Below are 23,528 nucleotides of genomic sequence, written 5' to 3' on the forward strand. Positions count from 1 at the left end.
ATCGTTATTGCCTTAGTGTCTCCCGGCAGGAGGAGAGGCACATGGGGATTGCGAGCAAGGCCGGCGGCAACCTGGAGGAATGGCAACGAGGCTGGCCGATCGTCGTGGCGGCGATGGCGGGTTTTTCGTTCTTTTCGGTGCTGCTCTCCGCGACGGGCCTGTTCATCGAGCCGCTGGAACGTGAATTTGGCTGGGACCGGGCCACCCTGTCGATGGGACCGGCGATCGCCACCGCGGTCACGGCGCTGCTCTCCCCATTTTACGGCGCGCTGATCGACCGCTTCGGTTCGCGCCGGCTTGGCCTGCCCGGCGTGGCGGTGACGATGGCTGCAACCTGCATGTTCTCGTTCGCCAGCGGTTCCCAAGCGCAGTGGGTGATGATGTGGATCGTCTTCGGCTTCATCCTGACCAGCATCAAGTCGACGATCTGGACCACCGCCGTTGCCGGCACGTTCAACAAGGGCAGGGGGCTGGCGCTTGGCCTTGCCGTGACCGGCCCTGCCATCGCGCAAACCCTGGTGCCGCCGCTGGGTAACTTCCTGATCGAGAACTTCGGCTGGCGGTCGGCTTACGTGTGGTTCGGCCTTGGCTGGGGCGGGGTCACGCTGCTGCTGTGCTGGCTGTTCCTGACCGACGCGCATGACCGCAAGGCGAAGGAGGCAAAGACAGGCGCGGTGCTGCGGCCGGTTGTCGTCCTACCCGGCCTCTACAAGCGCGAAGCGCTGCGCAGCGTGGCCTTGTGGCAGGTCGCAGTGTCCTCGTTCGTGGTGATGATGATGACCATCGGCCTCGCCCTGCACCTGTTCCCCATCCTGACCGAGGCCGGGGTTCCACGTAGCCATGCGGCATGGCTACTCTCCCTGGGCGGCATCGCCGGGATCATCGGCAAGCTGGTGACCGGTGTGCTGCTCGACAGGTTCCGACCCAACTGGGTGGGTAGCGTGACGATGGGTGTTACGTCGGTGACCTTCGCAGTGCTGATCTGGTGGTTCGATTCAATGCCTGCGCTCATCATCGCGCTCGTCATCAACGGCTATGCAGCCGGCTCCAAGACGCAGATCACAGCATTCCTCACCGCCGGCTATGCGGGAATGCGAAACTTCGGGATGGTCTATGGGGTGATGTCGGCGTTGGTGGCGCTGGCGTCGGGGCTGGGGCCGTGGATCGCCGGCAAGGTCTACGATGCCTCGGGCAACTACGAGCCGTTCCTGTGGGCCGGCGCGGTGGCCTGCGCGCTAGGCGGCGCGCTGTTGCTGGCGCTGCCGCCGATGCCGCAGTGGCAGGACGACAAAGCCACGGTTTGAACAACGAAAAAAGCAGGGAACCTCTGCGGTCCCCTGCCTTTTTTCATGTTCCGGCGCTGTTTTATGCGGCGAGGTTGAACGGCTCGATTTCACCCGAGAGGTAAAGTTTCTTCGCCTTGGCGCGGCTGAGCTTGCCCGAGCTGGTGCGTGGCAGGCTCTTGGGCGGGATCAGTTCGACCACACAGTTCATGCCGGTGATCGAGCGCACCTTGTCGCGGATCATCTCGTGCAGTTCGAGGCGCTTCACCGGGTCCGAGACGCGGCAGTGGACGAGCACGGCGGGGGTTTCCTCGCCATTGTCCATCTCCACCGAGAAAGCGGCGATATCGCCGTGGTTGAAGCCCGGCAGCTGTTCCACGGCCCATTCGATATCCTGGGGCCAGTGGTTCTTGCCGTTGATGATGATCATATCCTTCGCGCGGCCGACGATGAACAGGTAGCCTTGCGCCATGTAACCCATGTCGCCGGTGTCGAGCCAGCCGTCCACCATGCAGGCGGCGGTCGCCTCAGGGTCGCGGAAGTAGGAGTGCATGACGCTGGTGCCGCGGCACCAGACCTTGCCGATCTTGTGGTCGCCGATCGGATTACCGTCCTCGCCCCGGATCACCACTTCCATGTCGCGCACGGGCTTGCCGCAGTTGACGATGGCGCGGTAGCGGGCCGGGCGCGAGAGGTCGCGGGGGCTGCCCGACAGGCGCTCTTCCTCGACCAGTTCGACGCGGATGCCTTCGCCCGGTGGCATGATAGTGACGGCCAGCGTAGCTTCGGCAAGGCCGTAGCTGGGCAGGAACGCCGATGCCTTGAAGCCGGCATCGGCAAAGGCATTTACGAAGCTCTGCATCACATCGGGGCGGATCATGTCGGCGCCGTTGCCCGCGATGCGCCAGCGCGACAGGTCGAAACGGTCGCCCACGGCGGTCTGGCTGGAGATGCGGCGCGCGCAGATGTCGTAGCCGAAGGTAGGCGAATAGGACGCCGTGGTGCCCTGGTTGCGGGTGATGAGGTCAAGCCATGCCAGGGGACGGCGGGCGAAATCCTCGGTCTTGAGATAGTCGGTGGAAACCTGGTTGGCGATCATCGACAGGAAGCAGCCGACCAGACCCATGTCATGATACCAGGGGAGCCAGGAAACGCAGCGGTCGCTCGGCTGGAATTCCATGCCGTGGCTGTGGCTCGCCAGGTTCGACAGCAGTGAACGGTGGGTCACCGCAACGCCGTGAGGGAAGCGAGTGGAGCCGCTCGAATACTGCAGGTAGCAGATATCGTCCGGGTCGGCCTTGGGCAAGTCGACTACCGGGGCGTCCTTGGCCGCGAAGTCGGTCCAGACGGCGTGGTTGCAGCCCTGACGCTCGGCGGCGACGCTGGTCATCGCGGCGATTTCGTCCGGACCGATGAGCAGGACCGGGTCCGAGCTGGCGAGCTGGACGCAGAGCTGGTCGATGTAGTTGTCCTTGCCGCCGAAGCTGGTGGGGAGCGGCAGCGGCACCGGCCAGGCGCCTGCATAAACCGCGCCGCAGAACAGGGCCGCGAAGTCCACGCCGGTTTCGGCGATGAGGGCGACGCGGTCATCCTTTTTCACACCGCGCGCGATCAGCGCATGGGCAACAGCGATCGCGTCGGTGCGCAGTTCGCTGTAGGGGTATACCCGCGTGAGGGTGCCGCGCGGGTCGTGGAAATTGAAACCACGCTGGCCGGTTGCGGCATAATCGAGGGCATCGCCGAAAGTGGCGAAGTCGGCGAAGCGGCGCTCCAGCACGTCTTCGTTCGGGGTCGGTATAAGTGCCTGACCCGTATTCGGCACCAAGCTGATGGTGTCGGCCATGTTTTCTAACCTGTTGTTGTTATACCATTAACTTCGCAAGACCGGCGCTTCTAAGCGGTCGTTCCTGAACCGTAGATAGCTGTGATGCGTCCCTTTACGGTCTCGCGCACTCTCCCCAATCCGAGCCGAGTGTGGCACGAATAGGGCAACATGTCTGACAAGCGTCGCAATGAAGGCCGCAAGGGCCCGCCACCTTTGAACCCGGTCCGCCTGGAGGAACTGGCGTTGGCCTATGTCGCGCGATTTGCGACGACGCAAGCCAAGCTGCGCCTTTATCTGCAGCGCAAGGCGCGCGAACGGGGCTGGGACGGTGATGACGCAAATGGCGGCGAAGTGTTCGGCGCGCTTGAGGAGTTGGTCGGGCGCTATGCCGAGAAGGGCTATGTCGACGATGCCGCATGGGCCAAGATGAAGGCAGGCAGCCTGCTGCGACGCGGCTACGGGGCGCGGCGCGTGGGCGAGGCGCTGGGGCAGGCGGGCGTGAACGAGGATCTGCGCGCTGAGCAGCGGCCGGGGCTGGGCGAGCAGCGCCGCGCTGCGCTGGTGCTGGCGCGGCGGCGGCGCTTCGGGCCTTTCGCGGTTCAGCGGGGCGACAGCGAAGTCGATCCAAAGCTGCACGACAAGCAGCTCGCGGCGATGCTGCGTGCCGGGCACCCGCTCGACATCGCGCGCCGGATCGTCGAGAGCGACGATGCCGACGCGCTCGAAGAGTGGGGCGAGTCGGAATTCGGAGACGATTGAATGCGCCTGACACGCAGCACTTTTGCCGCAGCCTTCCTTTTCGCCTTTGCCGCCTGTTCGCAGGGCGGCTCGGATGCCGATGCCAAACCAGCGGCAACGCAGGCCGCAGTTCACCCGGAATCAGGCCTGCGGATCATTCCCCTGAAGGTGAAGTCGCAGAGCGGCGCCCATGCCTTCAAGGTGGAAGTCGCCACCACCGCACAGGAACAGGCCAAGGGGCTGATGTTCCGTACGCAGATGGGCGCGGATGAGGGCATGATCTTCGTCAACGATCCGCCGCGCCGCGCTGCCTTCTGGATGCGCAACACGGTGATCCCGCTCGACATCATCTTCATCGGCACCGACCACCGCATTTTGAACATCGCGGCAAACGCGGTGCCTTATGATGAAACGCCGCTGCCGGCAGACGGCGTGACTTCGGGCGTGCTCGAACTCAACGGCGGGCGCGCTGCGCAGCTGGGTATCAAGGCGGGCGACAAGGTCAGCTGGTAAGGCGCCTGCCGAACACCGGGCCTGCTAGTCGGCAGGCTTGGCCAGTTCGGCAACCATCCCATTGATGGCGGAAAGCTGGGTGCCGTAGTGCGTCAGGAACGTGCCGGGCCCCTTTCCGTCGTAGCCCCACCAGTCCCAGCAGCCGTGGGGATTCATCGGCATCAGCTGGCTTTTCGCCACTTGCGGGTACAGCATGACGAGGCCGTAGATTTCGGCCCAGCCGTTGTAGCCGAGCTGGTGGTACACCGCGTCTCCCACGGTTCCCGCGCCCTGTTCGCAGCCGTGGAACACGACGTGAACCGGACAATGCGCTGCGGCCTCGCGGCAGCGGGCCGGAACATAGAGGTAGCCGGCATCCTCGAGGCTCGACAGCGGCGCGCGGAACGGTGACTGGTTGAAAGCGATCGGATTGCCGGCAAGCTGGCTGCCCACTGCTGGCGGGTCGCCGAAGATTTGCTTCAGGATGGCGGCGGGCTGATCGTAGAGGCCGTGGCCCTGCTTGCACTTATTGATGAACGGAGCGGCCAGCACTTCGCAGCCGTTGCCGGTCTCATCCGAAATAAACGCGTGGTTCGCGCCTATGGCCGAGACGTAGGCGATGTTCGCCGCAGGCACCTTCAGGTCGAGGTAGAACTGGCGCAGCGCTGCCATAGTGGCCGCGGAAACCGTGGTGTCGGCGGCGCCGTGGAACAGGTAGAGCCGCTGGCGCGCGATGTTGGACAGCGGATCAATCAACCCGAACGCCTGATAATTGAGCGTGAGCGAGTACGAGCCTGCAGGCGAAAGCCCGGAACCGGCCATGCAGGCGAGGGCGTCCACTGCGCCGAGCACCCCGCAACCATAAGGTCCGCCCGCGACGATCCCCGCGCCGATCGTGCTCTTCGAAAAAGCGACCGCATATTGCACCGCCATGAAACCGCCGGATGATAACCCCGACACGGACGTTCGCTGCGCATCGGTGCCAAGATGCGGCAGCGGCGCGGGGTCGGCGCCGGCAGCCGGGGCCATGAGGCCGGCGAGCAGACAGGAGATCGCGGCGAACAGATGGCGCATGACGAATATTCCCCCACCAACACGAATGCGGCATGACCGCGTCGGTGCTTACACGGCATTTCCCTAGTTGAAGCCTGACTCATGTTGATCCCGCTGTCCAGCCCGGCTGCCATCCAAAATGGCGGCGTTTCCGGGCGTCCGGCCATGTATCGCCAAGGCACCTGAGCATTCCCCATCCGGCGTCTTCCTGCCCGCGGCCTGTCCGTGCGGCCGAGAATCGTGGGACCGCAACCGGATAAGCGCAGTTCGGGCCGGAAGACGGCTCAATGCGCTTGCCTTAGGGGGGGCAGAGAGGCTAACGCGCGGCTCATGGGAATCCTGTCCAATATCTTCACCTGGTGGGACGGCGCCACCATCGGCACCTCGCTGTGGAGCGCGCGTAACGGCGAGCAAGTCGGCACCGACGCGCAAGGGAACAAGTACTTTCGTTCCAAGAGCGCCAAGGTCAGGACGACCGAGGGTTATGAGCGCCGCTGGGTGATCTACGTCGGCGCCAACGATGCCAGCAACGTCCCCTCCGAATGGCACGGCTGGCTGCACCATTCCTATGATGGCGTGCCCGAAAGCCACCTGCCGGCGCCGCGTATCTGGGAAGTGGATTACACCCCCAACGCCACCGGCACCGTTTCGGCCTACCGTCCGCAGGGCGCTCTCGAGCGTGGCGGCCGCCGCGCTGCCGCGACCGGCGACTACGAAGCCTGGTCCCCGGACGCCTGAGGGCGATTCTCGTGATTCGGGTGAAAGGTCTTTTAGCACTCTCGCTGCTGTCGGTCCTCGCGGCCTGCGGCAGCGGTGAACCCGCGCCTGAAGCACAGGACACCGGCGTCCCCGATGCGATCGCCGGGATGCAAGCGGGGCCTGCGCAGGCCGCGCGCGGTGCGCAGATCGGTACACCCAACAAGGACCGCGTGGTCACGATCGGCGTCCTCAATAAGCGTAACAACCTCACGCAGGACCTGGTGATGAAGCCGGGCGAGTCGCGCCGCCTGGGCAATCTTGTGGTCAAGGTTGCAACTTGTGAGAAGTCGCTTCCGTGGGAGCGGCCGCAGGAAGAAGGCGCCTTCGTTCAGATTTTCGTCGAAGAACGGCGCACCACGGCCGAGAAGCTGGCCTGGCACAAGGTCTTCTCGGGCTGGCTGTTCAAGAACGCACCCTCGCTCAACGTCGTCGAACATCCAATCTATGACGTTTGGGTAAAGGCCTGTGCAATGAGCTTTCCGGGCGAAGAAGCGAGCCCGCAGGATGCCGCATCGTCCAGCAGCGCCAAGAAAGCCTCGGGCAGCGCCAGCACACCTTCGCCTTCGCCTTCGCCGGCGGCGAGCGCATCCCCCACCACCACGCCGGCCCCGGTCGAACCCGAACCGGTCGAAGCACCCGTCATCCAGTGATCGGCCGCCTGCGAGGCAGGCCCAATCTGGGCCCGCTGAAGTAGCTTCAGATACTGCTTTTGCGGCATTTCCACCGCACCCAGCGAGGCGAGGTGAGCGGTCATGAACTGGCAGTCCAGCAGGCTGGCGCCGCCGCGCCGTAATGCCGCGACAAGCCAGGTCAGCGCTACTTTCGACGAATCGCTCACCCGTGAGAACATCGATTCGCCGCAGAACACCCGGTCGAAGCCGACGCCGTAAAGTCCGCCGACCAGTTCGCGGCCATGTTCACCCTCTTGCCAGACCTCAATCGAGTGGGCGTGGCCGAGGAAGTGCAGATTCTCGTAGCTGGCCTGGATGCGTTCGCTGATCCAGCTGCCGCCGTCCTCGGTGTCCTCATCCTCGGGCCTGATCCGGCGCGGCGCGGCGCAGGCATCCATGACCTTGGAAAAGGCCTCGTTACAGGTCACCGTAAATCGTCCTCGGCGCAAGGTGCGCGTCAGCGAGTGGGATACGCGCAGCGCCTCCAGCGGCAGGATGGCGCGCTGGCGCGGCTCGATCCAGAAGATTTCCGGGTCGTCGCGGCTGTCCGACATCGGGAAAATCCCGCTGCGGTAGGCGAGCATGAGCAGTTCGGGCTCAATGATCGGAGTGGATCGGGGCGCGTGCACGTCACCGTCCTAGCAGATCGCGGCGGAGGAAGGGAATCGATATGCCGAAAGGTGTTTCCGGCATGCTCAGACGTAGCCGAACGTGCAAACCGACGTTCCGTCACAATCATCGCTTGTAATCCCCGGCAGGTCGATCTAGAGGCCAGCCCGCCCGCAGGAGTGTAGCTCAGTTGGTAGAGCATCGGTCTCCAAAACCGAGGGCCCACGGTTCGAGTCCGTGCACTCCTGCCAGCATCTTTCCAAACATCGTGATGATATTCCCCTCGGGGAACGCCCCCTTTGCTGCCCCGGCGCGACACGGGGCTCGCCGCATGTTGCGACAGGGCGCGCCGCACGATAGCATTGCATTCCCTTGCCTATTGCACCGCGAGGACTAGGAGAACGCGTCCGCCGATTCGGACGTGGCCCATGCCTTGGCGCCGCGGCTCCCGGGTTGGGTACAGCGGGGAAAGATCCAGTCTCACATGCACGCCAGCGCGCATCCTGAAACGCAACTTGCCGGAACGACCGCGCCCGAAACCGCGCCGGTAAGCGACAGTTACCGCCGCACCCGCCACGAAGCGGTGTGGATGGGCTTCGTTCTGTCCTGTCTGGCTATGCTGCCCGTTCTGCTGGCTTGGACCCCGCAGATGACCGACTATCCCTCGCACCTTGCAGGGTACAAGGTCATGCTCGACCATGGGCACGATCCGTTCCTGACGCGTTATTTCCTGTTCAAATGGGAATGGACGGGAAACCTTGGCGCCGAACTGCTGATGGTGCCGCTGACCCCCTTGCTTGGCCTTGAAGAGGCGGGGCGCTTCATCGTTGCGATGATCCCGTTCCTCAGCGGCATGGCGATCATGGCGGTGGAATGGAGCCTCAGAAAGCGAATCGGTGTGGGCGCAATCCTTGCCTTTGCGATGATCTGGTCGCCTTCGCTGCTGATGGGCTTCCTCAATTATTCGCTGTCGCTGGCCTTCGCGCTGTTCGCGTTCGCCGGCTGGGTGCGGCTGGAGGGCTGGCGCTGGCGGTGGGCGGTGATGGTCCCCGTCAGCTTCGTGGTGTGGATCTGTCATGTCTCCGGCTGGGGCGTGATGGGCGTGCTGATGTTCGGCTATGAATGGTCGCGCCGCCAAAGCTGGCTGGATTGGCGCCCGTTCCTCAAGCCGTGGCCGCTGATCTTCCCGCTGCTGCCGATGCTGCTGGGCATGGGGGCAAACGGCAAGATGTCTTACGGCCGCTGGGGTGTGCTCGAGTACAAGTGGGGTATTCTCTACAAATCGATGCGCAGCTACGATCAGGTGCTGGATATCACCAGTCTGTGTCTGGTGTTGGCGGTGGTGGCCGCCGCCCTTGTGATCCGCCGTTTCGACGGAAGGGTGGGCTGGGCGGCGCTGATCCTGCTGATCCTCACGCTGATCGTGCCGCGCCAGATTTTCGGCGGCGACTATGCTGATTACCGCCTCAGCACTGCCGCGTTGATGGTGGCCTGCATGGCCATCGACTGGCCGGTGCCGCGCTGGGGCCTTGCTCTTGCGGGGCTGCTGTTCAGCGTCCGCATCGCCGTGACCAGCGTGGTGTGGTTCCAGGACGGGCAGACCGCAAAACAGCTGATCGCCGCGCTCGACCATGTGCCCGAAGGTTCGCGCGTGGCGACTGCGGTGGCCATCCCGCGCACCCAGTGGCTGTTCGGCCCGTTCGAGCATTTCGGCAGTTTCGCGGTCGTGCGCCGCAGCGCGATGGAGAATTCCAACTTCGCGCTGCCCGACGTCCACATGCTTTCGATGCGTGAGACGCGCTATCGCTTCAACGATCCCACGCAGCGGATTCTTTACTCGCCGAGCCAGCGGATCGACCTGCGCAAGTTCAAGCCTGCGCGCCATGCCGACTACCTCTGGTTCATAGGGACGAAGAAGCCTGTGGCGGTGCCCGATGGCGCCCGGATCGTCTATGCGACGCCAAACTCGTTCCTTGCGCGGCTTCCTAACGCGGTGGACCTTGCAAATCCGGCAGACGGAAGCTAAGTCCCCGTTTCCTTCCGACAAGCGGACCTTACTAGCCCCTCCCGGCCCCGGCCGGGGCGGCGATGGCCCCTAGCCGGAAGACACGAGACATTTTTCCGCGCCCGGCATCTCGTCGGGCACCAGGCAAGTGACACGAGAGAGCGACGTAAGATGGCCAAGACTACTCCCGGCGAATTCATGCGCCAGGTCCAGGCGGAAGCGCGCAAGATCCATTGGCCCTCGCGCCAGGAGACGGTGACGACGGCGATCTTCGTCGGCATCATGACGGTGCTTCTCGCTGTGTTCTTCCTGGGTATCGACGCGCTGTTCGGTTGGATCGTCAGCTCGCTGCTGTCGGCCCTGTGATCGCGATTTAGGACACGAAGAGACAACCATGGCCCGCTGGTACATCATCCACGCTTATTCCGGCTTCGAGAACAAGGTGAAGGAATCCATTCTCTCGGAAGCCGAGCGGATGGGCCTCTCCCAGCTCGTCGAGGACGTACAGGTTCCCGCCGAGACGATCACCGAAGTGAAGCGCGGCAAGAAGGTACAGGTCGAGCGCAAGACCATGCCCGGCTATGTCCTTGCGAAGCTGCATCTTAGCGACGACGTCTACCACCTTGTGAAGAACACCCCCAAGGTGACCGGCTTCCTCGGTTCCAGCGGCAAGCCGCAGGCGATCAGCGAGAACGAGGCCAAGCGCTACTTCGGCGCCGCCGAACTCGCCGCCGCCGCCCCGAAGAAGACGATCAGCATCGACTACGAGATCGGCGATTCGGTGAAGGTCCTCGACGGTCCCTTCGCCAGCTTCAACGGCATCGTGGAAGAGCTCGACTTCGACAAGAACCGCGTCAAGGTCGCCGTGTCGATCTTCGGCCGCGCCACGCCGGTCGAACTCGAATTCGAGCACGTCGAACTCAGCAAGTAATTCTTACACCCGGTCGGGGTGGGTTCACCCATGCCGCCCCGGTAATGCAAGGCACCCCGTAGGCGTTCGCGCTTGCGGGGTGCCTTGCATTACCGGGGCGGAAAACCTTCAATTAACCAGTATGAGCCATACTGCGCGGCATGACGGCAAGACGACTGGACAGGCTCGATGGATTGCGGGGCATTGCGGCCTGCGGCGTCGCGTTTTTCTATCACCCGCTGCTCGGATTCGATCCGGGCATCATGGACCATGCACCCGGCGCGGTACTCTGGCTGCGGAACTGGGGCTGGACGTTTGTAGACCTTTTCTTCCTGATCTCGGGCTACATCTTCGCGCATGTCTATTTGCAGGGTGCGCCGCTGGAGCGGGGGCGGTTCGGTGATTTTGCGGTGGCGCGCCTCGCCCGGCTTTACCCCCTCCACCTCCTGACCCTGCTGGCCTGGGCCCTGCTGTTCGCCGGGGCCACCGGCAACACGTGGTATGCATTCGCCGCGCATCTTTTCATGATGCAGGCCTTCGTTGAGCCGGTGGCGCATACGTTCAACGGGCCAAGCTGGTCGATTTCGGTCGAGGTGGTCTGCTACGCCGTTTTCGCGCTGGGCGCGGTGCGGGGCGAGAAGGGCCTGCGGATCGTTACGGCGGCAGCAATCCTCGTCGCGCTCGTGCACTTTGCCGTGCAGGGCCCGCCGGGCGGCCCCTGGGCCGGTGACAGCGTTCCGCGTGGTCTCCTCGGTTTCTTCACGGGCCAGGTCCTGTGGCGCTGCCGCGCCGGACTGGCGAGGGTGCCGACAGCAGTCTTCGCTCTCGTCCTGATCGCAGGCTTGAGCATTGACATGGGCAGGGGCAGTTCGCTGCCGCCGATCTCCCTGCTAGCCTGGCCGGCGGTACTTTGCCTCGCGCTGCGGGCGCCGATGTTGGGAGGCCGGGTGTTCCTGTGGCTGGGCGATCGCAGCTATGCCGTATATCTGATCCATTTCCCGGTCCTGATTGCTGTCATTCCCCTGCTGCATTCGGCAGGTGCGGGATGGCAGGCCAGCGGCATCACGCTGGCCTATGCGGCCATCGTGCTGGCACTGAGCGAACTGGTCTATCGCCGCTTCGAAGTCCCCGCGCGCCGGGCGATCCGGGCCGGATGGGCGCGCCGGTCAACGGCGAAATCGGTGCCCGGCACCAGCCCCGCCTGAACGCTCTTTCCTTTTGCCGGCATTTCGTTTAGGGGCGCCCCCTTCGGACCGGCCTTGCGTCGGTTTGATTCCCTTGCGGGAGGGCGGCTCGTTCGCCCGTCATAACCGCTAGGCATGAGCGTTCCCGGCTTTCGGGCGCGCGACAGTGTGAAAAAGGAGCGGCCTCATGGCCAAGAAGATTACAGGTTACATCAAGCTGCAGGTTCCGGCCGGCAAGGCCAACCCGTCGCCGCCGATCGGTCCGGCGCTGGGTCAGCGCGGCGTGAACATCATGGAATTCTGCAAGGCGTTCAACGCCGCCACGCAGGAACTCGAGAACGGCATGCCGATCCCGACCATCATCACCGTCTACGCGGATCGCAGCTTCACCTTCATCACGAAGACGCCGCCCGCCACGTTCCTGATCAAGAAGGCCGCCGGCCTGAAGTCGGGTTCGAAGGAGCCGGGCAAGGTGTCTGCCGGAACGATCAAGATGTCGCAGCTGTCCGAGATCGCTCAGGTCAAGATGGCTGACCTCAATGCCAACGACATTGAAGCGGCAACGAAGATCATTGCAGGCTCCGCTCGCGCGATGGGCCTCCAGGTTGTGGAGGGCTAATCCATGAAGACCACCAAGAAGCAGAAGTCCCTGGGCGAAACGCTGGGCGACAACATGAAGCTCTACGCCGTTGGCGAAGCGCTGCAGGCCCTGCGTGACCTCAAGACCACCAAGTTCGACGAGACCATCGAAGTCGCGCTGAACCTGGGCGTCGATCCGCGCCACGCCGACCAGATGGTCCGCGGCATGGTTTCGCTTCCCGCCGGTACCGGCAAGGAAGTCCGCGTCGCCGTGTTCGCCAAGGGCGACAAGGCTGCCGAGGCTCTCGCCGCTGGTGCCGACAAGGTTGGCGCTGAAGACCTCATGGAAGACATGCAGGCCGGCAACCTCAACTACGACCGCGTCATTGCCACCCCGGACATGATGGGCGTCGTGGGCCGTCTCGGTAAGCTGCTGGGTCCCAAGGGCCTGATGCCGAACCCGAAGCTGGGCACGGTCACCCCGAACGTGACGCAGGCCGTGAAGGACGCCAAGGGCGGCCAGATCGAGTTCCGCGTTGAGAAGCAGGGCATCATCCACGCCGGTATCGGCAAGATGTCGTTCTCGGACGAAGACCTGACGAAGAACTTCTCGGCATTCGTCGACGCGATCGTCAAGGCCAAGCCTGCTGGCGCCAAGGGCAAGTACCTGCGCAAGATCTCGATGTCGTCGTCGATGGGTCCCGGCCTGAAGATCGACACCACCGAGGTTACCGGCGCCTGATCCTTCAGGACCGCTGAACAGATTGAGGGCCGGGAGGGGAAACCTTTCCGGCCCTTTTCTTTTGCGCGTTAGGCCAGGCTACCGGTACCGCGCTTGCACGCCCTTGCGATCCCGTTCCCCCGACCGTTTACGCTTGCGAAATTCCAGTGTAATGCTGTGCTGTACATATGTTCAGCAACACCTCCGGGAGAGGCAGCCAAATGGCTATCCGTTTCGAAGACATCAAGGAATTCATCGGCTCGCGCGTACTCTGGGACGACCGCGCCGACTTGTTCACGGCCGAGGCCGCGAAATTGATACGCGCCAAGGTGGAGGAGCGCACAGTGCTCGTCTTCCCGCAGGTGAACCTCACCGATGCCGAACAACTCACCATCACCAATGCAATGGGCGAAAAAATCCGCCTGACCGCGCGCAACAACGTCCAAAGCAACGACGGTGACGTCTATCAGGTCACCCTTGACGAGAAGATCAATCCGCAGCCGGAATACGTGCTGGGGACTTTCTTCTGGCATATGGACGGCATCACCGTGGACATGCCGCCGCCTTTCGCGACGCTGCTGTCCTGCCGCATCGCACCGGACAAGGGCGGCGAAACCGAATTCGCCAGCACTTACGCCGCCTACGAGGGCCTGCCCAACGAGGAAAAGGAAGCGCTTGAGGGGCTAAAGGCAGTCCATTCGGTGCGCGCCAGCCTCTCGCCGATCGCCGATGCCATTCCCGAAAAGCATCGTGAGCGCGTGCTCAGCATCGGCCTCGTCAAGGAACATCCGCTGGTCTGGACGCACGAATCGGGCCGTAAGTCGATGGTTGTGGGCACTACTGCCGATCACATTATCGGCATGAATGTCCCGGCCGGGCGCGCGATGCTTATCCGCTTGCAGGAATGGGCGGCGCAGCCTGCGTTTTCGCTGCGGCACAAGTGGACCCAGGGCGACTTCGTGATCTGGGACAACACCGGCGCGATGCACCGTGCAATCCCCTATGACAAGTCGACCGGGCGGATGATGCACCGCACGTCGATTGCCGGAACGGAAGCTGTGGCCGCCTGATCTTCGCGTCGTCCCGGATTTGATCCGAGACGGCGCGTTTTCTTCATCGCAGCGGCGCGAGGTTGGCAGCTGTGTAGCATTCCACCAGATAGGCGAGCGGGCGGCCATCGGGCAGCATCAGCATCGCCTGGTGGGTGGAGATCGTGTCCGCCGGGCAGTTTTCCGCCGGGCCTGCTACAGTTGAGAGCGCCTTGCGCCGGAAGCCGAGCGGCGCGACCACTTTGCCGAAAGGCGCATCGCTTCGGGCCAGCGCCTCGTTCATCGACGCAGTAAGGCGTGAGGGGACATACCAGTTCCACGCTACTGACAGCACCGTGCCGCCGCAACTCAGCCTGACATTGCGCAGGGCCAAGGCCTCGTCCGGGGCGAGGCCGAGCGCAGCGGAGAGGTCAGTGGGCGGCGCGCTACGCGCATTCGCCAGCATCTGCGCGGTGACGTGCGCCGGATCAGCCAGCCCGCGTATTGTGCACCATTCCTCCAGTGCCAGCGTTGCGCTGTCATGGCGGCGCAAGGTGGCTTCGAAGTCCTCAAGCGTAGGGGTAGCAATCACAGTGCCGGCCATTGCCGCGATAGCAAGCAGCAGTTCAGATGCCACCCGGCACTGCCGGCTTGCCGATGGCCGCCAGCGCATCGATGAGCGCGCGGCTGCATGCGGCGAGGTCCTCGGCGCTGACCGAGCGGATCACGAAGTTGGCACCGGTGCGTCCCTCCGCCCAGAACGGGTAGGAGCCGATCTGGCAGGTCGCGAAAGCCTTTTCGGTATCGCCAAGCAACTGCGCGACTTCGCTTTCACCCACCCAGCAGCCAACCGTCTCGGACAGTAGAGGCGCGCCGCCTTCGAGCTGACCGGAAAGCGCATCGAGCATTCCGGCAGTGATGCTGGGCACACCGGCCATGATGAAGACGTTGCCGCAGCGGATACCCGGCGCGCCGGTGTAGCGGTTGGGGATCAGGCTTGCGCCCTCCGGCGTACGCGCCATGCGCAGGCGTGCTTCGGTAAGGCCGCCGCGCGTCTCGTAGTAGCTTTCCAGGATCGCCCGCGCCTCGGGATGGACGATCGCGGGTACGCCCAAAGCCAGGGCGATGGCGTCCACAGTGATGTCGTCGTGGGTCGGGCCGATGCCACCTGTGGTGAACAGGTAATCGTTGCGCGCCCGCAGGGTGTTTACCGCCTCGACGATGGCGTCGGGGTCGTCGGCCACCACGCGCACTTCCTTGAGGCGAATGCTTTGGATCTGCAACCAGGTTGCGATCTGGGCGATGTTCTTGTCGTGGGTGCGTCCCGACAGGATTTCATCGCCGATCACGACGAGGGCGGCTGTGAAGATTCGCTGCGTAGGGGCCATGCCCGCATCGCTAGGACAAATGTGCGCCTGGGGCTAGTGCCGTGCGCTGCGTTGCAACGCGGACGACGGGCGAAAAACGCCGTGACCACCCAAAAAGAAAGGGCCGGTCCGAAGACCAGCCCTGAGAAGTTTTGGGAGAGGATGCCTGAAAGGCACGCTCTTTATGTCTCAGAGCCGCCTATGCTGCAAATGCGAAAAACTTGAGCAATATTGCGTATAATGCAACTGCGAAATCGTGTGGGCGCACGCGCGCAAGCGCTGCGGCGAGGCCGTCTCAACTACTTCGCGAGCGCAAAAAGAAAGGGCCGGTCCGAAGACCAGCCCTATGAAAGTTTTGGGAGAGGATGCCTGAAAGGCCTGATCCGTATGCTGGGAACTGGCGATTCCCGCAAATGTGAAAACCTTTACATGCGTTGCAAGGAATGCAACCCATAGGGGTTCATGTGAGATCAGGCTGGGTCGATCACGCCGTAAAGGTCGTGCTCATCAGCGTCCTCGACAATAACTTCAACAATATCACCAACTTGCAATGCACCGCCGACATCGCGGAGGAACACGTTGCCGTCGATCTCGGGGGCGTCAGCCTGCGAGCGGCCGGTTGCGCCGATATCGCCTTCCTCGTCTGCATCACCGATTTCGTCGATGATGACCTGCAGCTTGCGGCCCACTTTGGCCTGGAGTTTGGCCGCGCTGATTGCGGCGGTCTTCTCCATGATGCGGGCGTAGCGCTCCTCCTTGACCTCTTCCGGCACGGCGCCGGGGAGGGCGTTGGCGGCAGCGCCTTCCACTTGCTCGAAGCGGAACGCGCCGACCCGGTCGAGCTGCGCTTCATCGAGCCAGTCGAGCAGATATTCGAAATCCGCTTCGGTTTCTCCGGGGAAACCGACGACGAAGCTGGACCGGATCGCGATGTCCGGGCAGATTTCGCGCCAGTTGCGCAAGCGGCCCAGCACCTTTGCCTCGTTGGCGGGGCGCTTCATGGCTTTGAGCACCGAAGGCGCGGCGTGCTGGAACGGAATGTCGAGGTACGGCGTCAGCAGCCCTTCCGCCATCAGCGGGATCACCGCGTCGACGTGGGGATAGGGGTATACGTAGTGCATGCGGACCCAGGGGCGGCGGCCCTGGGCATCGCTGAGCTGTCCCAGTTCGCGTGCAAGGTCGGTCATGTGGGTGCGGACGGCATGGTCCTTCCACATGCGCTCCTCGTGGCGCACGTCGACGCCGTAAGCGGAGGTGTCCTGGCTGATGACCAGAAGTTCGCGCGTTCCCGCTTGAACCAGCTTTTCCGCCTCGCGCAGCACGGCGTCGATGCGCCGGCTTGCCAGCTTTCCGCGAAGGCTGGGGATGATGCAGAAGGAGCAGGCGTGATTGCAGCCTTCGGAAATCTTGAGGTAGCTGTAGTGACGCGGGGTCAGCTTCACGCCGGCTTCGTCATAGGCATGCGGGATCAGGTCGACGTAAGGCGACAGTTCCGGCGGGGCAGCCTCGTGGACAGCCTCGACGACGGCTTCGTACTGGTGCGCGCCGGTGACGGCCAGGACCTGCGGGAATTTGGCGCGAATGACATCGGCCTCGTTGCCCATGCAGCCCGTCACGATGACGCGTCCGTTTTCGGCGATCGCCTCGCCGATCGCGGCAAGGCTTTCTTCCTTCGCGGAATCAAGGAAACCGCAGGTGTTGACGAGGACCACGTCGGCGCCGGAATAATCCGCGCTCATGGTGTAGCCGTCGGCACGCAGGCGCGTGAGGATACGCTCGGAATCTACGAGCGCCTTGGGGCAGCCGAGGCTGACCATGCCGACCTTGGGCGGATTGGGGATTTCTATTGCCATGGGATTGGCGGGGCCGATACTCTCATTCTCGGCCCGAGTCACGAAAAACGAATCAGCGTGTCAAAAGCACTGCTCGCCAAGTGCGCTTGCGTATCCCTTCGTGGCCTGCAAGACAGGTCACTATTGAACAAAAAGGGAAGATGCGATGGGTCCTGTGAACTGGCTTGCGGTGGTGCTTGCCGCCGCACTCGCGCTGGCGATCGGGATCGTATGGAATGGTCCGGTGTTTCGCAGCGGGCGGCAGCTCATCTCGGGTAACGGTGAGCGGGCCAGCGGTTTCGTGGTTGCGGGGGTGGTCCTGCTGATCAGTTCGATCATGCTCGGCCATAGTTTCGCACGGATCGGGGCGGAGACGCTGGCGGTCAAGCCATGGCTCTACTTCATGCAGACGGGCGGCGTCGCCATTGCCTTCGTCATCCCATCTGTATGGCTAACGCACCTGCGCAATCGCACCGAGCCGATGCGCCGGGTGATCGACTGCGCATTCTGGCTGGTAGCATACCTGGCCATGGGCCTGGTTTTCTGGATTCTGGCCTGACGGCATTCAGTCCGCCGGCGCTTCCTTGACGCAAGTGGCGGCGATCTCGACGATGATGTCGCCCGGCTCCAGGCTGTGCGCCTCAGCCTCCCAGAAACCGATGGCCTTGTCGCCGCGATAGATCCGCAGGCCCTTGCCGGTATGGATCTGCTCCAGCGGTTTGCCGATTTCGCTTGCGGCAACCGGCCGTTCTATCAACTGAACACGTCCGCCCACTGAGGCCAGGTCGGACATGTATTCGGCGATGTGCTGGCCTTCCGCCGATCCCGCCAGCAACAGCCCGGTGAAGCGCACCGGGTTGATGACGTTGTCGGCCCCGGCCTGCCGCGCGAGCAGTTCGTTGTCGTCCGCACGCACTACCGCAGTGATCGGCACGCCTGGCGCCACGTGGCGCGCGGTGAGGACTATCAGGATCGTCGTATCGTCGCGCCCGGCCGAGATCAGGATTGCGCGGGCGAGGTCGATGCGGACGGCCGCCAGCGTCTCGTCACGGGTGGCGTCGCCTTCCAGCACGTTACAGCCGACCTGCTCCGCCAGCCGAAGGCGCCCGCCCGAGGGATCGACAACGACGATGCATGAAGGGTCGGTGCCGCGCTCGATCAGTTCCTGCACGGCTTCCGACCCGCTGACGCCGTATCCAAGCACGACGATATGGTCGGCCAGGCGTTCCTGTATGCGCTTCATGCGCCACGTCTCCCAGCTGCGCTTGATGATGAAGTTGTAGGCGGTACCCACGAAGATGAAAATCACCGCGAATCGGATCGGGGTGACGATTACCGCCTCGATCAGCCTCGACTTGTCGCTCACCGGGGCGATGTCGCCAAACCCCGTCGTCGTGATCGAGATCATCGTGAAATAGAACACGTCGAGGAAGCTGACCGCGCCGTCGTGCGTGTCCTTGAGGCCGTCGCGGTCGATCCAGTGGATAATGACCACGAAAAACACCAGAGCGAAGGCGCCGCCCAGCCGCAGCGCAACGTCCGCCCAGACCGGCAGGTCCACGGCGCGGCGTAGCGGCTTGGTCAGGGCGAGGGGCGGGCGCCTTTTGCTCATGTTGATCAGGGAGCCTTGGGCAGCGAGTCCAGCGGATCGACCGGCTTGCCGCCCTGGCGGACTTCGAAGTGCAGTTCGCTGCCTTTGGCAAGGCCGGTGTCACCCACCAGGCCGATGCGCTCGCCGGCGGCGACCGAGGCGCCTTCCTTTACGGTCACGCGGCTGAGGAAGCCATAGGCGGTGAACCAGCCGTTGCCATGGTCGAGCACAACGAGATTACCGAACTGGTCCTTTTCCTTGCCGGCGAAGGTGACGGTTCCCGCGGCGGCGGCGCGCACCATCGAGCCCTTGGGGGCGGTGATGTCGACTCCGTCGTGGTAATCGCTGCCGGTGGCGTAGCCGCGCCGGATCGGGCCAGAGAGCGGCCAGGCGAAACGCGTCGATTTCGATGTCGCGGGGGCCGCCGCAAGCCTGGGCGAAGGCGTCAATGTCTTGGCGCTGGCACCCGGCGGATCGAGCAGCGTCGGGATCAGCAGGTTCTGGCCGACTTTCACCGGGGTATCCGCATCAAGGTTGTTGGCCAGCGCGATCTGTTCCCACGGCACCGCGTAATCGAGCGAGATCGAGAAACCGGTATCGCCGTTCTTCACTTCATGGCGGCGCGTGCGGGGGATGCGCAGGGTCTGGCCGACCCGCACGTCGAACGGCGCCTGTAGCCCGTTGGCCTCTATGATGAGGACGCGCGGCACCTTGGCACGCGCGGCGATCCCGCCCAGCGTCTCGCCTTCGCCGACCTTATGCGAGGTTTCGGTTTCGGGCCTGCCAGCAGGCTGGCGCGCCTCGATCACGCGGGCGGCGGTCTTCTCGGCCTTTTTCGCGGACAATTCTGCGCTTGCGGCAGAAGACGTGGGCTTGGGCACCGGCTTTGCCGTTACTTTCGCCGCGCGCGGGATCGACAGCTTCTGCCCGAGGCGCACGACGTAAGGCTCTTTCAGCCCGTTAGCCTTGACGATGGCGGTGGCCGGTACACCCGCGCGATTGGCGATCCCGCCCAGCGTTTCGCCTGCCTTGACGACGTGGGAGGTCTCTTCCTCGGGCGGAGCCGCGTAGGCGGGGGCGCTCATCAGCAGAGCGCCGGCGGCGAGGAGGGCGCGGCTCACTGGCCGTAACGCTGAGCGATCGAGGCCAGCGAGGCATCGTGGGTGAGGTCGAGCTGCAACGGAGTGACCGCGACGTAGCCTTCCGCGATGGCTTCGAGATCGGTGTTGTGGCCGGGCGTATGCTCGATTCCGTGCAGGCCGAACCAGAAGTACGGAAACCCGCGAGGGTCCGTCCCTTCCACGACCGAACCGCGCGCATAGTCGTGGAAGCCCTGGCGCACCACGCGAATGCCCTTGACCTCGTCCGGGGCAAGCGCCGGGAAGTTGACGTTGACCAGCGTGCGCGGCGCGAAAGGCTGGTCGAGCAGCGGGCGCAGCACTTTGGCGCCCCATGCCTCGGCAGCGGCGAAACTGACCGCGTCGCCCTGGCCTTCCTTCGAATAGACCTGGCTCAGCGCGATCGAGCGGATACCCGCCAGCGCGCCTTCCAGCGCGGCCGATACGGTGCCCGAATAGGTCACGTCATCGCCAAGGTTGGCGCCGCGATTGACGCCCGAGAGGATCAGGTCCGGCGGCCCGGGCATGGCCTTGCGCAGCGCCATCGTCACCGAATCAGTCGGCGTGCCGGTTACCGAAAAGCGGCGCTCGGCGTGCTGGCGCATACGGACCGGGCGGGTGAGGGTGAGCGAATGGCCCGCGCCCGATTGTTCCTCGCTCGGCGCGCAGATCCAGATGTCGTCGGAAAGCTGGGCGGCGATCTTCTCCAGCACATAGAGGCCGGGAGCGTTGATGCCGTCGTCGTTGGTCAGGAGGATGCGCATGACTTGCCTTTAACCATAAGCGCTTGGGCCGGGCTACTGAAAGACGGCCGCCGCGTTGAAATAGACCCTTCGAAAGGCTCGGCATGATGCTTCGACACGGCCAGCATGAGCGGGGCAGGGAAGGGCAGTGCCACACCCTCTCAAAACCGCTCAGGCTGAGCCTGTCGAGGCCCCGCTATATCTACGCCAGCGCTTCCAGCTTCTCGATCCCGCCCATCCAGGGCTTCAATGCCTCGGGCACCAGAACCGAGCCGTCTTCCCGCTGATAGTTCTCAAGGACCGCGACCAGCGTGCGCCCGACCGCGAGGCCGGAGCCGTTCAGCGTGTGCACGAATTCGGTCTTCTTCGCGCCCTCGGGCTTGTAGCGGGCGTTCATGCGCCGGGCCTGATAGTCGCCGCAGTTCGAGATGGAGCTGATCTCGCGGTAAGCCTGCTGGCCGGGTAGCCAAACTTCGAGGTCGTAGGTGAGGCGCGCGGTAGCGCCCATGTCGCCGGCGCAGAGCAGCACCTTGCGGTAGGGCAGTTCCAGCGCCTGCAGGATCGATTCGGCGGCGGCGACCATCTTCTCGTGCTCGCCCTCGCTGTCCTCGGGGCGGCAGATGGTGACGAGTTCCACCTTCTCGAACTGGTGCTGGCGGATAAACCCGCGCGTATCGCGGCCCGCGGAACCGGCCTCGGAACGGAAGCAGGGGGTCAGCGCCGTCATCCGCAGCGGCAGCGTGGCCGCGTCGAGGATTTCGCCCGCCACCGCATTGGTGAGGCTGACTTCGGCGGTGGGGATCAGCCAGCGGCCATCCGTGGTGCGGAACAGGTCTTCCGAGAACTTGGGAAGCTGGCCGGTGCCGTAGACCGCTTCATCGCGGACCAGCAGCGGCACGTTGCATTCCAGAAATCCGTTGGAGGCTGTCTGCGTATCCAGCATGAACTGCGCCAGCGCCCGGTGCAGGCGCGCCATCTGGCCCTTGAGGAAGGTGAAACGCGCGCCCGACAGCTTGGCGCCGATTTCGAAATCGAGGCCGAGTGCGGGGCCGATATCGGCGTGTTCCTTGGGCGTGAAGGCGAACGTACCGGGCGTGCCCCATTTGAGCACTTCGACGTTCTGTGTCTCGTCCTCGCCGTCGGGGACCTCGGCGACTGGAATGTTGGGCAGGCCGGCCAGTGCGTCCTGCAACTGCGCGGCTACGTCCTTCTCCTCGGCTTCGAGCGCGGGGAGCGTGTCCTTCAGCAGCGCGACTTCGGCCTTGAGCACGTCGGCGGCGGCGGTGTCGCCCTGTCCCATGGCCTTGCCGATGGCCTTGGATGCCTCGTTCCGCCGGTTCTGGCCTTCCTGGAGCCGCGTGGCGACCGAGCGGCGCTGCTCGTCCAGCGCGATGAGCCGGGCGGAGACAGGCTCCACGCCGCGGCGCGCGAGGCCGGCGTCGAAGGTTTCAGGGTTTTCGCGGATCTGGCGGATGTCATGCATGGTACGCCGCCTATGCCGAACGGGCCAAGCGCTCGCAAGCCGCGAAGGAGATTTTGGCGCCAATGTCGAGCTATCCGCCGATTGCCAAACAGGCCATCCTCGCCGGGGAGGATGGTGGGCGCGGCAGGGATTGAACCTGCGACCCCACCCGTGTGAAGGGTGTGCTCTACCACTGAGCTACGCGCCCGCTATCAGTGCGGAAGCGGCCCCCTAGACAACTGAGATCGAATTGACAAGCGCCGATCTCCATCTAAACGCACAGGCATGACCGAAGAGACCCCCACGCCCGTCCAGAGCGGCCCCGACGTGCCGCCCGACCACCTCGCGATCAACCCGCGCAGCCCGTTCTTCGACCAGGACAAGCTGCAGCGCGGCATCGGTATCCGTTTCAAGGGCACCGTGCGCACCAATGTCGAGGAATACTCGATCTCGGAAGGGTGGATTCGCGTTCAGGCCGGCAAGTCCATGGATCGTCACGGCAATGCGCTGACGATCAAGCTCATGGGCCCGGTCGAGGCATGGTACGAAGACATCGGGGACGGCGCCCCGGTCGCCAAGAAGGACTGAATTTCAAAACGCCGCGTCTGACGCGGCGTTTTTTCAATAGGCCCCGGCGATGATCGCGCCGATGGGGTCGCTGCGGCGGGCGCTTGCGCTTTTCGCCATTTTAACCGGCCTCAGCGGCGCCATCTTTACCGGCGCGGCAGCTGCGGCGAGGCGGGTGCTGCCCAGATCGCGCACGGTGCCGGGCTTGGCATTGTAGATGAAGCCCGAAACCGGCCAGTGCGTGGTGCCCAGGCCGCGCGCGGGTCCGTACCAGATGCGCACCTGGCTCCAGTCGTTGGCCGGCGACACGTCGAGCGCCGTGACATTGCGCTCGATCTTGCCGGGAACCGACCAGTTCGCATGGCTGAGCAGAATCGTGCGCGAATCGACGATCCGGCTGACCGTCGCCACATGGCCGAGGCGTGAATTGTTGTAAGGCTGGACCGCCATGACCGCGCCGACACGAGGCGCGTGCCCCGTGGCATAGCGGTTTTTGGCCTGGCTCCACCACGTATGCGCATCGCCGTAAATCTGAATGCCCGAGGTGGTGCGCGCATAAGGCACGCATTCCAGGTGCCCCGGAGCCTTGGGTATGACGAGCGCCGACCCGGCCTGGGAATCGATGCCGGAACCCGTGATCGAGCCCGCGCTGTCGGTCAGGCCATCAATGGCGGGACGGGCATTGGCGGGCGTCATCGACGCTGCGGCGAGCCCAAGAATGATTACTTTGCGGTAAACCCTCATGCCGCCCTTTTGCCCTGCGAAGGTTAGTGTCTTTCTGCCATGGTTGGTTAATCACGGGGCAAGGTTTTGTTCCGGTTTTCTGCTTGGAAAGCCGGAAAAATCACTGACAAACGATTGTAATCCAGCAATGGTGCGGGGTTGTTTGGGAGGATGATCCACCGGCGTCGAAACGCGCGGGCTGAACTTTCCGCACCGCCGCGTATCGCGGCAGGGCGCCGATCCATCAGCGCTATGGTATGACAGTAGG

At 64.1% G+C, this 23,528-nt stretch carries 24 protein-coding genes, 2 tRNA genes and 1 pseudogene; 15 read left to right on the forward strand and 12 right to left on the reverse strand.

Annotation, left to right across the window (positions count from 1 at the left end):
* Positions 1–41: 41 nt before the first annotated feature.
* A complete protein-coding gene (locus V474_RS00370) occupies positions 42–1,304 on the forward strand; it encodes an MFS transporter (protein ID WP_059149616.1) in 1,263 nt (420 codons plus the stop codon).
* Between the two features lie 61 nt (positions 1,305–1,365).
* Here V474_RS00370 and V474_RS00375 read toward each other — a convergent pair whose 3' ends face one another.
* A complete protein-coding gene (locus V474_RS00375) occupies positions 1,366–3,126 on the reverse strand; it encodes a fatty acyl-AMP ligase (RefSeq protein WP_059149617.1) in 1,761 nt (586 codons plus the stop codon).
* Positions 3,127–3,276: 150 nt separating this feature from the next.
* Here V474_RS00375 and V474_RS00380 point away from each other — a divergent pair, with 150 nt between their 5' ends.
* Both V474_RS00380 and V474_RS00385 read left to right on the forward strand, forming a co-directional pair.
* Positions 3,277–3,867 carry a regulatory protein RecX gene (locus V474_RS00380; protein WP_059149618.1) on the forward strand — a complete coding sequence of 197 codons (591 nt, stop codon included), beginning with the start codon at positions 3,277–3,279 and terminating at the stop codon, positions 3,865–3,867.
* Positions 3,868–4,359: a DUF192 domain-containing protein gene (locus V474_RS00385; protein ID WP_059149619.1), complete on the forward strand. Its 492-nt coding sequence runs from the start codon at positions 3,868–3,870 to the stop codon at positions 4,357–4,359.
* A 24-nt stretch (positions 4,360–4,383) separates the two neighbouring features.
* Here the strand turns inward: V474_RS00385 and V474_RS00390 are convergent, their stop codons facing one another.
* A complete protein-coding gene (locus V474_RS00390) occupies positions 4,384–5,412 on the reverse strand; it encodes an extracellular catalytic domain type 2 short-chain-length polyhydroxyalkanoate depolymerase (RefSeq protein WP_059149620.1) in 1,029 nt (342 codons plus the stop codon).
* Between the two features lie 309 nt (positions 5,413–5,721).
* Here V474_RS00390 and V474_RS00395 point away from each other — a divergent pair, with 309 nt between their 5' ends.
* Together V474_RS00395 and V474_RS26440 are read left to right on the forward strand one after the other, a co-directional pair.
* Positions 5,722–6,129, forward strand: a complete 408-nt coding sequence (locus V474_RS00395) for an NADH:ubiquinone oxidoreductase subunit NDUFA12 (RefSeq protein ID WP_043976378.1) — start codon at positions 5,722–5,724, stop codon at positions 6,127–6,129.
* Between the two features lie 245 nt (positions 6,130–6,374).
* A pseudogene (locus tag V474_RS26440) lies at positions 6,375–6,557 on the forward strand (DUF2155 domain-containing protein); the annotation flags it as partial.
* 35 nt (positions 6,558–6,592) lie between these two features.
* Here V474_RS26440 and aat read toward each other — a convergent pair.
* On the reverse strand, positions 6,593–7,450 hold the full coding sequence (gene aat / locus V474_RS00405) for a leucyl/phenylalanyl-tRNA--protein transferase (protein WP_236710468.1): 858 nt from the start codon (positions 7,448–7,450) through the stop codon (positions 6,593–6,595).
* A 155-nt stretch (positions 7,451–7,605) separates the two neighbouring features.
* Here aat and V474_RS00410 point away from each other — a divergent pair.
* The 8 genes from V474_RS00410 (at position 7,606) to V474_RS00445 (ending at position 13,899) form a co-directional block, all read left to right on the forward strand.
* Positions 7,606–7,681, forward strand: a tRNA-Trp gene (locus V474_RS00410).
* Between the two features lie 233 nt (positions 7,682–7,914).
* Positions 7,915–9,456 carry a hypothetical protein gene (locus V474_RS00415; RefSeq protein WP_059149622.1) on the forward strand — a complete coding sequence of 514 codons (1,542 nt, stop codon included), beginning with the start codon at positions 7,915–7,917 and terminating at the stop codon, positions 9,454–9,456.
* Positions 9,457–9,606: 150 nt separating this feature from the next.
* A complete protein-coding gene (gene secE, locus V474_RS00420) occupies positions 9,607–9,801 on the forward strand; it encodes a preprotein translocase subunit SecE (protein WP_043976377.1) in 195 nt (64 codons plus the stop codon).
* 28 nt (positions 9,802–9,829) lie between these two features.
* Positions 9,830–10,366, forward strand: coding sequence for a transcription termination/antitermination protein NusG (nusG, locus tag V474_RS00425; protein WP_043976375.1), 537 nt, complete (start codon positions 9,830–9,832; stop codon positions 10,364–10,366).
* A gap of 140 nt (positions 10,367–10,506) precedes the next feature.
* Positions 10,507–11,550 (forward strand): acyltransferase family protein, encoded by a 1,044-nt coding sequence (locus V474_RS00430; RefSeq protein ID WP_059149623.1) that lies wholly within the window; start codon positions 10,507–10,509, stop codon positions 11,548–11,550.
* A 166-nt stretch (positions 11,551–11,716) separates the two neighbouring features.
* A complete protein-coding gene (rplK, locus tag V474_RS00435; RefSeq protein ID WP_059149624.1) occupies positions 11,717–12,148 on the forward strand; it encodes a 50S ribosomal protein L11 in 432 nt (143 codons plus the stop codon).
* 3 nt (positions 12,149–12,151) lie between these two features.
* Complete coding sequence (gene rplA / locus V474_RS00440; protein WP_059149625.1) at positions 12,152–12,850, forward strand: 50S ribosomal protein L1; 699 nt, start codon at positions 12,152–12,154, stop codon at positions 12,848–12,850.
* A 200-nt stretch (positions 12,851–13,050) separates the two neighbouring features.
* Positions 13,051–13,899, forward strand: coding sequence for a TauD/TfdA dioxygenase family protein (locus V474_RS00445; protein ID WP_059149626.1), 849 nt, complete (start codon positions 13,051–13,053; stop codon positions 13,897–13,899).
* Between the two features lie 43 nt (positions 13,900–13,942).
* On the opposite strand, the gene V474_RS00450 is transcribed toward V474_RS00445, so the two are convergent.
* The 3 genes from V474_RS00450 to rimO form a co-directional block, all read right to left on the reverse strand.
* Positions 13,943–14,494, reverse strand: coding sequence for a hypothetical protein (locus V474_RS00450; protein ID WP_059149627.1), 552 nt, complete (start codon positions 14,492–14,494; stop codon positions 13,943–13,945).
* The gene (locus V474_RS00455; protein ID WP_059149628.1) at positions 14,484–15,245 is read right to left on the reverse strand and encodes a competence/damage-inducible protein A; all 762 of its coding nucleotides are present in this window, start codon (positions 15,243–15,245) and stop codon (positions 14,484–14,486) included. The genes V474_RS00450 and V474_RS00455 overlap by 11 nt, the downstream gene beginning before the upstream one ends.
* A gap of 449 nt (positions 15,246–15,694) precedes the next feature.
* A complete protein-coding gene (rimO, locus tag V474_RS00460; protein WP_059149629.1) occupies positions 15,695–17,077 on the reverse strand; it encodes a 30S ribosomal protein S12 methylthiotransferase RimO in 1,383 nt (460 codons plus the stop codon).
* Between the two features lie 145 nt (positions 17,078–17,222).
* Between rimO and V474_RS00465 the strand changes: the two genes are divergently transcribed.
* Entirely contained in the window at positions 17,223–17,615 is a 393-nt protein-coding gene (locus V474_RS00465) for a DUF1761 domain-containing protein (RefSeq protein WP_059149630.1), read from the forward strand.
* A 6-nt stretch (positions 17,616–17,621) separates the two neighbouring features.
* Here the strand turns inward: V474_RS00465 and V474_RS00470 are convergent, their stop codons facing one another.
* The 5 genes from V474_RS00470 to V474_RS00490 all read right to left on the reverse strand — a co-directional run bounded on the left by V474_RS00470 (position 17,622) and on the right by V474_RS00490 (position 22,178).
* Positions 17,622–18,668 carry a potassium channel family protein gene (locus V474_RS00470; RefSeq protein ID WP_059149631.1) on the reverse strand — a complete coding sequence of 349 codons (1,047 nt, stop codon included), beginning with the start codon at positions 18,666–18,668 and terminating at the stop codon, positions 17,622–17,624.
* Between the two features lie 5 nt (positions 18,669–18,673).
* Positions 18,674–19,768 carry a LysM peptidoglycan-binding domain-containing M23 family metallopeptidase gene (locus V474_RS00475; RefSeq protein WP_059149632.1) on the reverse strand — a complete coding sequence of 365 codons (1,095 nt, stop codon included), beginning with the start codon at positions 19,766–19,768 and terminating at the stop codon, positions 18,674–18,676.
* Positions 19,765–20,529 (reverse strand): 5'/3'-nucleotidase SurE, encoded by a 765-nt coding sequence (gene surE, locus V474_RS00480; protein ID WP_059149633.1) that lies wholly within the window; start codon positions 20,527–20,529, stop codon positions 19,765–19,767. The genes V474_RS00475 and surE overlap by 4 nt, the downstream gene beginning before the upstream one ends.
* Positions 20,530–20,710: 181 nt before the next feature.
* Positions 20,711–21,991: a serine--tRNA ligase gene (gene serS, locus V474_RS00485; protein WP_059149634.1), complete on the reverse strand. Its 1,281-nt coding sequence runs from the start codon at positions 21,989–21,991 to the stop codon at positions 20,711–20,713.
* A gap of 112 nt (positions 21,992–22,103) precedes the next feature.
* A tRNA-Val gene (locus tag V474_RS00490) sits at positions 22,104–22,178 on the reverse strand.
* 77 nt (positions 22,179–22,255) lie between these two features.
* Here V474_RS00490 and V474_RS00495 point away from each other — a divergent pair.
* Positions 22,256–22,558 (forward strand): DUF3297 family protein, encoded by a 303-nt coding sequence (locus tag V474_RS00495; protein WP_043976349.1) that lies wholly within the window; start codon positions 22,256–22,258, stop codon positions 22,556–22,558.
* 33 nt (positions 22,559–22,591) lie between these two features.
* On the opposite strand, the gene V474_RS00500 is transcribed toward V474_RS00495, so the two are convergent.
* Positions 22,592–23,233, reverse strand: a complete 642-nt coding sequence (locus V474_RS00500; RefSeq protein ID WP_407938304.1) for a CHAP domain-containing protein — start codon at positions 23,231–23,233, stop codon at positions 22,592–22,594.
* Between the last annotated feature and the right edge of the window lie 295 nt (positions 23,234–23,528).

Origin of the sequence: Novosphingobium barchaimii LL02 (assembly GCF_001046635.1) — a bacterium.
GTDB classification, from domain to species: domain Bacteria; phylum Pseudomonadota; class Alphaproteobacteria; order Sphingomonadales; family Sphingomonadaceae; genus Novosphingobium; species Novosphingobium barchaimii.

Bases quoted from the DNA above. Each gene is read 5' to 3' on its own strand.
- V474_RS00370 (WP_059149616.1), top strand. From the start codon at position 42: ATGGGGATTGCGAGCAAGGCCGGCGGCAACCTGGAGGAATGGCAACGA.
- V474_RS00375 (WP_059149617.1), bottom strand. From the start codon at position 3,126: ATGGCCGACACCATCAGCTTGGTGCCGAATACGGGTCAGGCACTTATA.
- V474_RS00380 (WP_059149618.1), top strand. From the start codon at position 3,277: ATGTCTGACAAGCGTCGCAATGAAGGCCGCAAGGGCCCGCCACCTTTG.
- V474_RS00385 (WP_059149619.1), top strand. From the start codon at position 3,868: ATGCGCCTGACACGCAGCACTTTTGCCGCAGCCTTCCTTTTCGCCTTT.
- V474_RS00390 (WP_059149620.1), bottom strand. From the start codon at position 5,412: ATGCGCCATCTGTTCGCCGCGATCTCCTGTCTGCTCGCCGGCCTCATG.
- V474_RS00395 (WP_043976378.1), top strand. From the start codon at position 5,722: ATGGGAATCCTGTCCAATATCTTCACCTGGTGGGACGGCGCCACCATC.
- V474_RS00415 (WP_059149622.1), top strand. From the start codon at position 7,915: ATGCACGCCAGCGCGCATCCTGAAACGCAACTTGCCGGAACGACCGCG.
- secE (WP_043976377.1), top strand. From the start codon at position 9,607: ATGGCCAAGACTACTCCCGGCGAATTCATGCGCCAGGTCCAGGCGGAA.
- nusG (WP_043976375.1), top strand. From the start codon at position 9,830: ATGGCCCGCTGGTACATCATCCACGCTTATTCCGGCTTCGAGAACAAG.
- V474_RS00430 (WP_059149623.1), top strand. From the start codon at position 10,507: ATGACGGCAAGACGACTGGACAGGCTCGATGGATTGCGGGGCATTGCG.
- rplK (WP_059149624.1), top strand. From the start codon at position 11,717: ATGGCCAAGAAGATTACAGGTTACATCAAGCTGCAGGTTCCGGCCGGC.
- rplA (WP_059149625.1), top strand. From the start codon at position 12,152: ATGAAGACCACCAAGAAGCAGAAGTCCCTGGGCGAAACGCTGGGCGAC.
- V474_RS00445 (WP_059149626.1), top strand. From the start codon at position 13,051: ATGGCTATCCGTTTCGAAGACATCAAGGAATTCATCGGCTCGCGCGTA.
- V474_RS00455 (WP_059149628.1), bottom strand. From the start codon at position 15,245: ATGGCCCCTACGCAGCGAATCTTCACAGCCGCCCTCGTCGTGATCGGC.
- rimO (WP_059149629.1), bottom strand. From the start codon at position 17,077: ATGGCAATAGAAATCCCCAATCCGCCCAAGGTCGGCATGGTCAGCCTC.
- V474_RS00465 (WP_059149630.1), top strand. From the start codon at position 17,223: ATGGGTCCTGTGAACTGGCTTGCGGTGGTGCTTGCCGCCGCACTCGCG.
- V474_RS00470 (WP_059149631.1), bottom strand. From the start codon at position 18,668: ATGAGCAAAAGGCGCCCGCCCCTCGCCCTGACCAAGCCGCTACGCCGC.
- surE (WP_059149633.1), bottom strand. From the start codon at position 20,529: ATGCGCATCCTCCTGACCAACGACGACGGCATCAACGCTCCCGGCCTC.
- serS (WP_059149634.1), bottom strand. From the start codon at position 21,991: ATGCATGACATCCGCCAGATCCGCGAAAACCCTGAAACCTTCGACGCC.
- V474_RS00495 (WP_043976349.1), top strand. From the start codon at position 22,256: ATGACCGAAGAGACCCCCACGCCCGTCCAGAGCGGCCCCGACGTGCCG.
- V474_RS00500 (WP_407938304.1), bottom strand. From the start codon at position 23,233: ATGACGCCCGCCAATGCCCGTCCCGCCATTGATGGCCTGACCGACAGC.